A 13,286-nucleotide genomic window follows, 5' to 3' on the forward strand; every position below is an offset into this window, starting at 1 on the left:
GGGCAGCGTACACCAGTTTATGTGTCGTGCAGATGTCTTTCAGGGGCCGGGGTGCAGCGCAAATCTAAAAAGATCAAACAGCGTGCTCGTCCCTCGGGTGCGGCGGCGGCCAAGAGAGTTGCCGCTCGATAACCTTGGTCGAGATCGGCTGCTACGTCATCGTTGCGCAGCGCCGCGTGCGTCCCCGATCTCCAGCCAATAGCCATCGGGATCCTGTGCATAGATCTGGCGGACGCCGTCGAACCGGAGCTGCATCGTGTGCGGTGTGCCCGCAAGGTCGGTCCAGACGCGTCCGTGCTGGTCCAGCCAGGCAATGACGGTAGCGAGATCGTCGACGCGCAGCGCCAGATGCTCGTTCCGGTTCGAGGGTTTCGGCGTCGTACGGCCGTCGAGGATGTGAAGTGCGAGGCCGTTGCCGAGATCGAGCCAGCGGCGGTTCTTGAGCGGCGTCGGGATAATCCGCAGGCCGAACGCCTCATGATAGAAGGCCGCGCTGCGGTCGATGTCCGCAGCCTGGATCGCAACATGCTCGGCGGTCGCCGCGGGCGCCGCTGTCGTTTGCAATGCTGCAAGCGCGAGAAGAATGGATGGCACGATCATGAGGCCCGATCCCTGAAATATGTGCTCAGCGCGTCTGTGACGATGAAGGCCCGGACCCATGCGGCGCGCCGTCGGCACCGTCGTCGAAGAAAGAACCGGGTGCGCCGCACGTGACGAGCAGCGCACCCGGCGATCGGGTCGACATCGGCAGGGGGGGGCGCGCCGATACCGACCAGAAACGTAAAGTCGTTAGAACTGGAAATTGACCGCGAGCGCGTAGGTGCGGCCAAAATAGGACGTGTAGAGCGGGTCCTGACGCACCGTGTCGACGGTCAGGCGATTGGTTTCGTCAGTGATGTTCGATACTTCGGCGATCAACTTGATATGGTCGTTGAGGTTGTACGAGGCCGAGGCGTCGACGAAGATCGAACTCGCATTGGCGGTCGAATCCGCGTCGACCGAGCCGCTGGGGACGGCGGTCAGGAAGGCCGCGCGGTAATTGACCGTCGAGCGGATGCTGAACTTGTCGTCTTCATAATACAGCGTTCCGCTTGCCGTTTCGGGTGACAGCCCGACCAGCGGGGCGGTCCGGGACAGGGTCGGCGAGATGACGTAGTTGATGTTCGACCGGACCCGCGTGAAGTTGCCGAGCGCGCCGAAATTGCGCAGCACGCCGGGCAGGAAGGTGAAGGGCAGCTGGACGTTGACCTCGAACCCGCGCAGTGGCCCGCCCTCCGTGTTGTTGCTGCGCTGGACGGTGAACACGTCGGTCGGGCGCAACTGCGTTCCGTTGAGCAGCGTCAGCGGCAGGCCGATATCTTGGAACGCGACCGCCTGGCTGGTCGTCTGGATATAGCTTTCGATATTCTTGTAGAAATACGCGACCGAGATCAGCGAGCCCTTGGCGAAATACCATTCGAGCGCCGCGTCGAACGTGTTGGCACGGATCGGCTCGAGGAAGGGATTACTGAAGGTTGCGGTCTGGATGACGAGATTCGCGGAGCCTGCGGGGATCAGCTGGCCATAGGCTGGCCGCGACATGACGCGCGCGACCGAGGCGCGCGCGATCAGCTCGGGCGTGATGTCGAGCGCGAGGTTCGCCGACGGCAGCCAGTCGTCATAGCTGCGGCCGACCTCCGATATCACGAACCGCGAGGGATAGAGCGACCCCGCGGGCGCGGCCGAGGTGATCGGGCCATAGGTGTCGAGCTTGGTATGGACGTATCGTACGCCCGCATCGCCTCGCAGCGCGAAGGGCAGCGAATTGGCGGTGTTGAACTTCACCATCGCATAGCCCGAGGCATATTTCTCATCGACGCCGCCATATGTGCCCTTGGCGCATTCGAGGCTGCAATAGACATAGTTGTCGAGTCCGACCGCGTCGCGGAACTTCTCGGGATCGATCGAGACGAAATCCTGCAACAGCCCGTCCAGGTTGCTGCCGATGCCAGTCGTCACGGTGGTGAGGCTGGCGAGCGTCACGCCCGACGGCAAGGCAAGCGGCGTGTTGGTGGCGAGCTGCCGCTCGCGCGCGGTATATTTGTTGGTGCGATACTGGCCGCCGATCTGGAGCGTGAAGTCGGGTGCGGCCTCCCATTCGCCGTTGAGTTCGAAGGTCTTGCTCGTGATCGTGTTGCGACGGATGAAGTTCGACAGCTGGCCGCGCTGGTCGCCATTGGCGAGCGGCGGGCCATATTGGAAGAGCGCGGGATTGGTCGTGTCGATCCCGTAGCCGATCTTCGGAATGTCGGGATTGTCGCGGAAGTCGATCGAGAAGTCGCGCGTGTCGTTGGCATCGATCGCGACCTGCAGGCGGTCGACGTCGAGCCGCGACTGGTTGATGCCGGCCAGACCATAGACCCGGACGGTGTCGGAGAAGCGGTGGTCGAGGTTCAGATTGACCTGGCGATAGGTCGAGGTGAACTTCTCCTGCTGCATCTCCGACCGCAGATCGACGCCGTCGAACAGCCCGTGGATCAGCGACCCATTGTCATCGACCTCGATCTCGCGGACCGACGTCAGCGGCTGGCCGTTGTTCGAGATCGCGCGCCCGAACGAGCGTGCATCGAAATAGGTGTCGAGCCGATCCACCTTGAACCGCGAATACAGCCCGTCGAGCGAGATGTCGGTATTGTCGCCAGGCTTCCATTGCAGCGTCAGCGTGCCCGCGAGACGCTGCTGTTCCTGGTCGCTTTTCGCGGGTCGCGGCAGACGGGGGAGATAGACGCCGCCGCCCGGACGACCATTCACCCCGGTCCGGCTCATGACATAATCATAGGCCGCCGCCGTGCTCGTGCGCGGATTTCCGGTGCTGCAATTATTGGCGTCTGCGCCGATCGGCGTGCCGTTCGGCTGGGTGTAGCCAGCGGTCGGACTGTTCGTCGCGGCCCCGCGAAAGCTGTAGCCGACCGGGGTGCAGAAGGGGAAGATCACGCCGGCATTCGCGGTGCCCGCAGGCTGCGCCTGGCCATAGACCGTGGTCGGCACGACATCGGCGGCCGAATAGGCATATTCGGCGATATGTCGCTTCGAATAGGCGATGCTGCCGAGGATGCCGAACGTGTCGCCGAACTGCTTGGAGACGAGCGCGGAGAGGCGCGGATCGGCCTTCTTGCTGATGTCGTTGTAGATACCGCGCGCGGTGCCGGTGAGCACGAAGCTCTTCTTCTGGTCGAACGGCTTGGGCGCGCGCAGATCGACCGTCGCACCCAGCGAACCTTCCTCGACATCGGCTGACAGCGTCTTGCGCACCGACAGCGCCGAGAAGATTTCGGTCGGGAAGGTCACGAAGTCGAACGAACGGCCGGTCGCGACACCGCCGCGAATGTCGGTGCCGCTGACCTGCGACACACCTTCCATGCCGTTGATGCGGACGCGCGTGAACTGCGCGCCGAGACCGCGGACCGAGATGTTGCGGCCCTCGCCGCCGTCGCCGCGCGATAGCGCGACGCCGGGGATGCGCTGCATCGACTCGGCGAGGTTGGAATCGGGGAACTTGCCGATATCCTCTGCGACGATGCTGTCGATCGCTGCGGTCTCGTTACGCTTCTGGTTGAGTGCGTTGTTCAGCGAGGCGCGGAACCCGGTCACGACGATGTCGGCGTTTTCCGGCTCGGACGTGGCCTGGGTCGGGTCGACGGGATCGGGTGAACTCGTCTGGCTGTCTGCTGGTTGCGGCACCTGACTGCCCGCGGTTCGCTGGGCCATGGCCGGCGCGGCGATCAACAGACCAATGACGCTCGTCGAGATAAGCAGCATGCGCTTATCGAAGCTCTTGTGGCTCAAGGACCCTCTCCCGATAGGCCGGTCGCGCTGAGTCGGCGCGGCCCGACATTTTGCCGCCCCAGTTTTCTAGGGTCGACGTAGGTCGTCAGGTATCAGGGCCACAGAAATATGACAATATGGAATCATTTGGTCAGACAAATAGTTTGACCAATATTTTGGGGTGCGTCAGACCGAGCGTCGCGCCAGGGCACGGCGGCGCTGGACAGTCGCGGCCCGCGCGCGTTCGACCGCTTCGGTCTCGGTGACGTCGAGCAGGTGGTCGATCACACGCGCGAGGTGATCGCGCATCGCGTTGCGCGCATCGACCGGCGAGCGGGCCTCCAGCGCGGTCAGGATCCGGCCGTGTTCGGCCATGCGGTTCTCCGTGCCGAGGCTTCCCGCCTTCGCCAGGACCTCGCGCGCGAGCGGCGAGCGGAAGCGCATGTCCCAGAAGTCGGCCACCGCGGAGATGATCACCGCATTGCCGGTCGCCTCGGCGATCGCGATGTGGAACCGGCGATCCGCGTCCTCTGCCGCGATCGTGTCGTCCTGATCCATCTGCGCCAGCAGACCACGTAGCTCGACGAGTTGCTCTTCGGTGATCTCCGTCGCGGCGACCGCAGCGACTTCCCCTTCGAGCAGGCGGCGCGCCTCGGTGATCTCGAACGCGCCGATATCGAGTTCCTGCTCCGAGTCGTTCGATGACGATGCCAGCACGAACACGCCCGAGCCCTTGCGGGCCTCGACCATACCCTTCATTTCGAGTGCGATCATCGCCTCGCGGATCGTCGGGCGACTGACCTGGAACCGCTCCGTCAGATCGCGTTCGGCGGGCAAGCGACCGCCGACCTGAAACACGCCGTCCGCGATGTCCGTCATGATCGCCTGCACGATCTTGCGGTAGAGTTTACCGCCGCCTTCAGCGTCCTGCATTGCATTCCTCGTTCGATAGACGGCAGCCTGAACAGCGGCGCCGTCCCCTACATCGCGCGGACACCGGCATCGTCAAGTCCGGTGAGCCCCGAACCAGCGGAAACATCGATAAAATGCCTTACAATCTGTTTGCATGTGGCCCGACCACAAATTAGGGTTGGTTTTGGAGAGACGTACGGCAGCGACATGTCGGCGGTGAAACGATGCGAGACGACCGGACCTGTTTGGATAGGGCTGCCCAGCCCGTGCTCGCAGAAAAGAGAAAAGGGGAGGCGAATGGTTCGAGCACTCGCAATTCTGAGCTTGGCGGCCGCACCGATGCTGCTGCAGCCGTCGGTCGACGCGGCCCCTGCGTCTCAATCCTCCACAGATCAGGCAAAAGCGCCGTGGCGCGACGTGACCCCGCGCGCGGGGCTGGCCGGCTGGCGCGCGACCGGCGGCAACGCGACCTATGCGTTCGAGAATGGCGAGCTGATCGGGCGCGCCGAGCCCGGCAAGACCAATAGCTGGCTCGTGTCCGAGGCGCAGTATGGCGACTTCATCGTCGAGTTCGATGCGAAGACCGACCCTGCGCTCAATTCGGGCATGATGATCCGCGGACAGAGCCGGCCCGATTATCGCAATGGCGTCGTGCACGGCTATCAGGTCGAGATCGATCCGTCGGCGCGCGCCTGGAGCGCGGGCATGTATGACGAACAGCGCCGGCAATGGCTGTACACGCTCGGCCGCAACGCCCCCGCGCGGCAGACCTTCCGCTCGGGCGACTGGAACCACTACCGTGTCGAGGCGATCGGCACGCGACTGCGCAGCTGGATCAACGGCGTGCCCGCGACCGATACAGTCGACGATGTCGATGCACGCGGCTTCATCGCGTTCCAGGTCCATGCGATCCCCGATGCGGACGCCGCGCGGCACCCCGAGGTGCGGTTCCGCAACGTCCGCGTGATCACCGATGCGCCGGCGCGCTACGCGATGCCCGCGACCGCGCTGCCGCAACAGGGCTGGCTGAGCAATCGGCTGTCCGCAGAGGAGCAGCGCGAAGGCTGGAAACTGCTGTGGGACGGCAAGACGGGTGCCGGCTGGCGCAGCGCGAAGGGGACCGCGTTTCCGACGACGGGCTGGACGATGGCCGGCGGCGTGCTGCGCGTGGACGGCGGGGGCGGCGACATCGTCACGACCCGCGAATATCGTGATTTCGAGCTTTCGGTCGATTTCAAGCTGGCACCCGGCGCGAACAGCGGGATCAAATATTTCGTCGATGCCGGCCTGCTGAAGCGCAAGGGCGAGGCGCTGGGGCTGGAATATCAGCTGCTCGACGATGCGCGGCACCCCGATGCGAAGATGGGCCGCGACGGCAACCGGACGCTCGGCTCGCTCTACGACCTGATCGCGGCGAAGAACCTGTCCGACCCGGCAAGCCCGGGCAAGCGGATCAACCCGCCGGGCGAATGGAACCGGGCGGTGATCGTGGTGCGCGGCGCGCGCGTCGAGCACTGGCTGAACGGCTTCAAGATGGTCGAATATGACCGCGGGTCGCCGGCGTTCCGCGCGCTGGTGGCACAAAGCAAATATGCCGGGATCGCCGGGTTCGGCGACGCCGTGCAGAGCCCGATCCTGCTGCAGGATCATGGCGACCGGGTCGAGTTCCGGTCGATCAAGCTGCGTACACTCTAAGGGGGATCAAGCGATGGACCGTCGGACGATGATAAAGGGCGCGGGCGCGACGCTGGGCATGGCGATGACCGCGCGCAGCTATGCACGGATCAAAGGGGCGAACGACCGGCTCAGCGTCGCGATCGTCGGCGTGAACAGCCGCGGCCAGGCGCATATGAGCGCGTTCACCAAGGTCCCGAACGTCGAGGTCACGCATTTCTGCGATGTCGACTCGGCGGTGCTGGCCAAGCGCGCGGCGGCGTTCGCGGCCAAGGGGCATGCTGCGCCCCGGACCGAGGGCGATTATCGAAAGCTGCTCGACAACAAGGCGATCGACATCATCACCGTCGCGACGCCCGACCACTGGCACGCCAAGCTGGCGGTCGACGGGATGAAGTCGGGCCATCACGTCTATTGCGAGAAGCCGATCGGCATCGCGCCGGCCGAGGGCGAGGCGATGATCGCCGCGCAGAAGAACACCGGGCGCCAGCTCCAGGTCGGCAACCAGCAGCGTTCGAGCCCCGAGACGCGGCAGCTGCTCGCACTGGTTCAGGCGGGCGAGCTGGGCGACGTGTACGAGGCGCAGACCTGGTACGCCAATAATCGCGGATCGATCGGTAAGGGGCAGCAGGTCGCACCACCCGCGACGCTCGACTGGGACACGTGGCAGGGCCCGCGCCCGCGCGCGGCCTATCGGTCGAACCTGGTGCCGTATAACTGGCACTGGTTCTGGCAATATGGGACGGGCGAGCTGTGCAATAACGCGATGCACGAACTCGATATCGCGCGCTGGCTGATGGGGCTGACCTATCCGACGAAGGTCGAGGCGAAGGGGGCGAAGCGCTTCCATGCGGGCGACGACTGGGAGATGTACGACTCGCTGTCGCTCGACCTGAACTACGACAACGACCGGGTGATCCGCTGGAACGGGCAGAGCTGCAACGCGATGCAGACCTATGGCCGCGGCCGCGGCGTGTTGCTGCTCGGCACCAAGGGGTCGGCCGTGGTCGATCGCAACGGGTTCGAACTCTATGATCTGGCGGGCAAGTCGATCCGGCAGGTGATGGCCAAGGCGACGTCGGAAACGACCGGCACGGTCGGCGAGGGTGTGCTCGACGTCTATCACGCGAACAATTTCGTCGATGTGATCCGCGGCAAGGCCACCACGCTCAACTCGCCGATCACCGAGGGGCATATCAGCACCACGCTGTGCCATCTGGGCAACATGGCCTATCGCACCAACAGCGTGCTGACCGTCGATCCCGCGACCGGCAGGCCGAGCAGTGCCGAGGCGATGAAGCTGTGGTCAGTCGCGTACGAACCCGGCTGGGAGGTCAAGGCCTGACGTGGGTATCGCCGCGCGGGTCGAGCGCTTCGTCGCGATGGGGACGCGGATCGAGCTTCACGTCTTCAGTGCAGGGTCTGAGGATGCGCTGGTCGCGGCACGGCGTGCGATCGAGAGCGTCGACGACGCGCTGACGATCCACCGGCCGTCGCCGACGACCGCGCTCAACGACGAACTGCTCGCCGGGCACGGCGTCGCGATCGACGATCCGGTATTGATCGACGCGCTGATCGCGATCGACGAGGCGCATGTGCTGACCGAAGGGTTGTTCGATCCGGCCGCCGATCGGCGGTTCGCCGGGGCGGGCTGGGGCGATCTCGTGTTCGACCGCAGCACCGCGCGGATCGCTGCGACCCGGCCGCTCGCGCTCGATTTCGGCGGCTTCGGCAAGGGCTTCGCGCTCGACCGCGCGGGCGCCGCGTTGCGCGCTGCGGGGGGTGTCTGCGCGTGCCTTTCGGCGGGTGAAAGCTCGATCGCGGTGATCGGGGAGCATCCGCTGGGCGGCGGGTGGCCGTTCGCGATCCCCGATCCGTCGTGCACCGACGCGGTGCTCGTCGAGGTCGAGCTGGTCGACGAGGCGCTGTCGATCTCGACGACGGTTGGCGCGGGCACGCAGGCGCCCGAGCGCGCGGCGATGATCCGCCCCACCAATGGCGGGATCGTGACCGCCGCGCGCTGTACCGTGGCGATCGATCGCAGCGGCGGCATAGCGGAGGCGATGAGCACCGCGCTGCTCGTCGCCGATGCGCCGCGCGCGCGACGCCTGCTCGACGCGGCGCCGGCACGGCGGTTCCTATACGATCTTTCCAAGGCCGCGGCGCGGACCGACGACACAGCAAGGATGCAAGCGGCATGACCGACAAGGATTTCGACCTTTCACGACGATCGTTCATCGATCGCGTGCTGACGGCGACGGCTGGCGCGGGGATGGCGACCGCCGCACCCTGGGCGGTGTCCGCGGCCTCCGCCGCAGCAGGCGCCGAGCCGGTCAAGTCGAACCCGGTGCGGCTTGGCGTGATCGGCACGGGCGACCGCGGCCGCGCGCTGATCCAGAACATCGCCAAGTCACGCAACTGCACCGTCGTCGCGATCTGCGACAGCTATGCGCCGAACCTCGTCAAGGCGCAGCAATGGGCGCCGACCGCGCGGCGCTTTGCCGATCACCGCGCGATGCTCGATGCGCGCGGGATCGACGCGGTGGTCATCGCGACACCGCTCGACACGCATGCACAGCTCTGCTTCGACGCGTTCGACGCCGGGCTGCACGTCTGGTGCGAAAAGGCGATGGCGCGGACGATCGCGGATTGCGGCGCGATGATCACGCGCGCCAAGGCGGCAGGCAAGATCCTGCAGATCGGGCACCAGCGGATGTTCCACCCGACCTACCTGAACGCGTTGAAGCGCGCGCGCGCGGGCGAGATCGGCACGCTGACGCAGATCCGCGCGAGCTGGCACCGCAACAATGCCTGGCGCCGCGCCGTGCCCGCCGATGCGAACGACCGGCAGATCAACTGGCGGCTGTACCGCGACCGGTCGGCGGGGCTGATGACCGAGCTGGCGACGCATCAGCTTCAGGTCGGCAACTGGTTTCTCGACGCGGTACCGACGCGGGTGATCGGGTCGGGCAGCATATGTTTCTGGAAGGATGGCCGCGAGGTCTATGACCATGTCGCGCTGATCTACGAATATAGCGGCGGGCGGAAACTGATCTACACCTCGCTCCTCAACAATGCGCGCTATGGCTGCGAGGAGCAGATCCAGGGCAGCAAGGGGACGATCGAGCCGGAGCTGGGACGCATCTATCAGGAAGTGCCCGCCAAGGTGCTGGCGTTGCAGCGGATGCACAAGGACGTCGCGCGCGGGCACAAGCGCACCGTGCCGATCGGCGGCGCGACCTGGTTCCCCGAGCTGCCCGTGACGACGCCCGGCGAGTCGCTCGGCTGGGGCGAATATGACGAGACGATGCTGCAGTTCGAGGGCTTTGGCGAGGCGGTGCGCGCGGGCAAGCCGCTGCCCGGCCTGTTGCGCCAGGCCTATCAGGCGAGCGTCGCGTCGCTGCTCGGCGAGCAGGCGATGGACCGTAACCAAGCAATGACCTGGCCGACGAACCTGGTCGCGATCTGAAAGGGGATAGAGCTGTGAGCGACACCAACCGCCGGGGACTTCTCGGGCTCGGACTGACCGCCGGACTGGCCGCGGGCTTTGCCGCCGACGCGTTCGCGCAATCCGCGACGCGCGGCGATGCGCCGACCGAGGGGGCGGTCGCCAAACCCGCGCCCGAAGCCAAATACCGCGTGCCGTTCGCGGTGATCGGGATGGACCACAACCATATCTATGGCATCACCGACGCGGTGATCCGCGGCGGCGGCGTCCTGACCGCCTTCTACGCGACCGATCCCAAGCAGATCGCGATGTTCCGCAAGCGCTATGGCGACATCAAGCTGGCGCGGTCCGAGCAGGAGATCCTCGACGACCGCGCGATCAAGCTGGTGTGCAGCGCGGCGATCCCCGTGCTGCGCGCGCCGCTGGGCATCCGCGTGATGCGCGCGGGCAAGGATTATCTGAGCGACAAGGCCGCGGTCGTGACGCTCAAGCAGCTCGCCGATGTCCGCCGCGCGATCCGCGAGACGGGACGCAAGTTCGCGATCATGTATTCCGAACGGCTCGAGGTGCCCGCCGCGGTGATGGCGGGGCAGCTCGTCCATGACGGCGCGATCGGGCGCGTGATCCAGACGATCAACCTCGCGCCGCACCGCCTGTCCGCACCGAGCCGTCCCGACTGGTTCTGGGACCCGGCGCGCAACGGCGGCATCCTGACCGATGTCGGCAGCCACCAGGCGGACCAGTTCGTCTATCTGACGGGCAGCAAGCGCGCGCAGGTGCTCGCGTCGCAGACGGGCAATTTCGGCAATCCCGCGCATCCCAAGTTCGAGGATTTCGGCGACATGATGCTGAGCGGCGATGGCGGTGCGGGCTATGTCCGCGTCGACTGGTTCACGCCCGACGGCCTGTCGACCTGGGGCGACGGCCGCCTCTTCATCCTCGGCACCGAGGGCTATATCGAGCTGCGCAAATATGTGGACATCGCGGGACGCCCGGGCGGCAACCACCTGCTGATCGCGGACAAGAAGGGGACGCGCTATCTCGATTGTTCGAAGGTGCCGCTGCCGTTCGGGCCGCAGTTCGTGACCGACCTGGTCGAACGCACGTCGGTGGCGCAGGATCAGGAGGGCGCGCTGCTCGCGGCCGAACTCGTGCTGACCGCGGAGGCGCGTGCGACTCCGGCGAAGCGATGACGGCGCGCCGCGGCGCGGCGGCCTGCACGGTGCTGCGCGTCGTCGGGGTCGGCGTGGTGCTGGCCGCGGCTGCACCGGCCACACCGGCCGAAAAGCGGGCGGGGGCGGGGCGCGATCCGCTGCCGCTCAGCCAGTATGTCGATCCGCTGATCGGTACGGGGGACGATGACGAGGGCGACACGATCCCGGGGCCGACGCTGCCCGCAGGCTCGATCCACCCGAGCCCGAACACGATCACCGCGGCGACCAGCAATGCAGGCTATGACCGCGCCGCACCGCTGAGCGGGTTCGCGCAGCTGCATACGCAGGGGTCGGGCGGGGTGCCGAGCTATGGCACGTTCCTCGTCTCGCCGCAGACGGGGCCGCTCGCGACGACCGAGGCGGAGCATCTCTCGCCCAAGCGCGACGAACGCGCGCGGGCGGACAGCTACCGCGTGACGCTCGCGCGCTATGGCACCGATGTCGAGATCGCGCCCGCGCATCATGCCGCGCTGTACCGCTTCACCTTTCCGACCAGCGGCGACGCGCATCTGCTGTTCGACGTGACGCGCAAGATCATGGGCGAGCTCGGCACTGCGGGATCCGAGGTGACGCTGTTCCCCGAGCAGGGCAAGATCGTCGGGCGCGTCCGCACCCGGCATTACTGGTCGCCGGCGGAGGTCGATGTCTGGTTCGTCGCCAGGGTCGACGCGAAGCCGACCGCCTGGGGAATCGAACGTGCGAACGTCCGCGCACCCGGCGCGACGCGCGCAAGCGCGCTCGCCGACCAGCCGCTACGCGCCTGGTGGAGTTTCGGCGGCGCGGGTCGCGGGCCCGTCACGATGAAGATCGCGGTCTCGTTTGCGAGCGCGGCACGCGCCGAAGCGCTGCTCGCACAGGATCTGCCCGGCTGGGACATGGCCGCGGTTCGCAGCGCGGCGGACAAGGCGTGGAACGACGCGCTGGGGCGGATCACGATCGACGGGGTCGGCGCGGCGGATCGGCGGCGCTTCTACACCGCGCTCTACCACAGCGTCATCCAGCCGCGCGACCGGACGCAGGACCAGGCGGACAGCGAGCGCGCGTCGCCGCTGTACGACGATCACTATACGCTGTGGGACACCTACCACACGCTCTATCCGCTGATGTCGCTGATCCGGCCCAGCGCCTATGCGGGTGTGATCGGATCGTTCGTGCGGACGTGGGAACGCTATGGCGCGGCGGATACCGCGTTCATCGCCGGGCGCAATTTCCATGTCGGCCAGGCGGGCGACGAGGTCGACAATGTGATCGGCGAGGGGTTCCTGCGCGGTGTTCCCGGCGTCGACTGGCAGAAGGCGGCGAACGTCGTCCTGTCCAACGCGTTCGAGCGGCGCCGGCCGCGCTATCTGGTCGACGGCTATTTTGCGGTCGACGATCGCAGCCCCGAGAGCACGCCGCAGCGGTCGCGCTCGGGATCGGCGACGATGGGCTTGGCGCTGAACGATTATTACGCGGCGAAGGTCGCGGCAGGCACGGGGCATGCAGCCGAAGCCGCGCTGCTCGGGACGCGTGCGGGCAACTGGCGCAACGTCTGGGATCCGCGCGCGGCGAGCGACGGCTATACCGGGTTCGTCGGGCCGCGCTTCGCCGATGGCCGGTTCCAGCCGAACGACCCCAAGCGCGGCTGGGACGGCAAGACGCACGACAATTTCGGCTTCTACGAGGGGACGGGCTGGATCTACTCCTATGCTGCGGTCCACGACGTTCCGGGCATGGTCGCGATCATGGGTGGGCGCGCGGCGTTCGCTCGGCGGTTGCAGCATGCGTTCGACGCGGGGCTGATCGACTTCACCAACGAGCCGTCCTTCTCGACGCCCTGGCTGTTCAGCGAGGTCGGGCGCCCCGATCTGACGAGCAAATATGCCGATATCGTCTTCCGGCGGTTTACCGCGGGCGCCTATCCCGGCGACGAAGACAGCGGCGCGATGAGTTCGCATTACGTGTTCAACCGCCTAGGTCTGTTCCCGAAGCTCGGCAGCGACCTCTATTACCTCCACGCGCCGCACCAGCCGCGGAGCCGGATCACGCTCAAGAGCGGGCGGACCTTCACGATCGTCGCGCGCGGGCAGGGGGCGGGGACGCGCTATATCCGCGCGGCGCGGCTCAACGGGCGACCGCTCGACACGCCGTTCGTGTCGCAGGCGGCGATCCTGCAGGGCGGGACGCTCGAGCTCGATCTGGGTCGTACGCCGAGCGACTGGGGTCGCGCGGCGTCGTCACTGCCCTGAGACCCG

The 13,286-nt window shown here is 66.6% G+C and carries 9 protein-coding genes; 6 read left to right on the top strand and 3 right to left on the bottom strand.

The genetic code is table 11. The features are described 5' to 3' along the window. Positions 1-156: 156 nt before the first annotated feature. From NEF64_RS09585 to NEF64_RS09595, 3 genes are all read right to left on the bottom strand, one after another. Entirely contained in the window at positions 157-600 is a 444-nt protein-coding gene (locus NEF64_RS09585; protein ID WP_056408523.1) for a VOC family protein, read from the bottom strand. Positions 601-789: 189 nt separating this feature from the next. Then, complete coding sequence (locus NEF64_RS09590) at positions 790-3,825, bottom strand: TonB-dependent receptor (RefSeq protein WP_156360447.1); 3,036 nt, start codon at positions 3,823-3,825, stop codon at positions 790-792. Between the two features lie 165 nt (positions 3,826-3,990). Beyond that, on the bottom strand, positions 3,991-4,737 hold the full coding sequence (locus NEF64_RS09595; RefSeq protein ID WP_031439703.1) for a FadR/GntR family transcriptional regulator: 747 nt from the start codon (positions 4,735-4,737) through the stop codon (positions 3,991-3,993). A 276-nt stretch (positions 4,738-5,013) separates the two neighbouring features. On the opposite strand from NEF64_RS09595, the gene NEF64_RS09600 reads away from it, so the two are divergent. The 6 genes from NEF64_RS09600 to NEF64_RS09625 are packed head-to-tail and all read left to right on the top strand — an operon-like array spanning position 5,014 to position 13,280. Beyond that, complete coding sequence (locus NEF64_RS09600) at positions 5,014-6,411, top strand: 3-keto-disaccharide hydrolase (RefSeq protein WP_235516472.1); 1,398 nt, start codon at positions 5,014-5,016, stop codon at positions 6,409-6,411. A 13-nt stretch (positions 6,412-6,424) separates the two neighbouring features. Then, positions 6,425-7,735 carry a Gfo/Idh/MocA family protein gene (locus NEF64_RS09605; protein ID WP_056408521.1) on the top strand — a complete coding sequence of 437 codons (1,311 nt, stop codon included), beginning with the start codon at positions 6,425-6,427 and terminating at the stop codon, positions 7,733-7,735. A 1-nt stretch (position 7,736) separates the two neighbouring features. Continuing rightward, positions 7,737-8,591, top strand: coding sequence for an FAD:protein FMN transferase (locus NEF64_RS09610; protein ID WP_235516471.1), 855 nt, complete (start codon positions 7,737-7,739; stop codon positions 8,589-8,591). Continuing rightward, positions 8,588-9,859 carry a Gfo/Idh/MocA family protein gene (locus tag NEF64_RS09615; RefSeq protein WP_056408518.1) on the top strand — a complete coding sequence of 424 codons (1,272 nt, stop codon included), beginning with the start codon at positions 8,588-8,590 and terminating at the stop codon, positions 9,857-9,859. Before NEF64_RS09610 ends, NEF64_RS09615 begins: the two co-directional genes overlap by 4 nt. 14 nt (positions 9,860-9,873) lie before the next feature. Next, positions 9,874-11,031 (top strand): Gfo/Idh/MocA family protein, encoded by a 1,158-nt coding sequence (locus NEF64_RS09620; protein ID WP_031440490.1) that lies wholly within the window; start codon positions 9,874-9,876, stop codon positions 11,029-11,031. Continuing rightward, positions 11,028-13,280, top strand: a complete 2,253-nt coding sequence (locus NEF64_RS09625) for a GH92 family glycosyl hydrolase (RefSeq protein WP_252573678.1) — start codon at positions 11,028-11,030, stop codon at positions 13,278-13,280. Before NEF64_RS09620 ends, NEF64_RS09625 begins: the two co-directional genes overlap by 4 nt. Positions 13,281-13,286 lie beyond the last annotated feature (6 nt).

Source organism: Sphingomonas aerolata (assembly GCF_023935825.1).
In the GTDB taxonomy this organism is placed as follows: domain Bacteria; phylum Pseudomonadota; class Alphaproteobacteria; order Sphingomonadales; family Sphingomonadaceae; genus Sphingomonas; species Sphingomonas aerolata.

Bases quoted from the DNA above. Each gene is read 5' to 3' on its own strand.
- NEF64_RS09585 (WP_056408523.1), bottom strand. From the start codon at position 600: ATGATCGTGCCATCCATTCTTCTCGCGCTTGCAGCATTGCAAACGACA.
- NEF64_RS09595 (WP_031439703.1), bottom strand. From the start codon at position 4,737: ATGCAGGACGCTGAAGGCGGCGGTAAACTCTACCGCAAGATCGTGCAG.
- NEF64_RS09600 (WP_235516472.1), top strand. From the start codon at position 5,014: ATGGTTCGAGCACTCGCAATTCTGAGCTTGGCGGCCGCACCGATGCTG.
- NEF64_RS09605 (WP_056408521.1), top strand. From the start codon at position 6,425: ATGGACCGTCGGACGATGATAAAGGGCGCGGGCGCGACGCTGGGCATG.
- NEF64_RS09615 (WP_056408518.1), top strand. From the start codon at position 8,588: ATGACCGACAAGGATTTCGACCTTTCACGACGATCGTTCATCGATCGC.
- NEF64_RS09625 (WP_252573678.1), top strand. From the start codon at position 11,028: ATGACGGCGCGCCGCGGCGCGGCGGCCTGCACGGTGCTGCGCGTCGTC.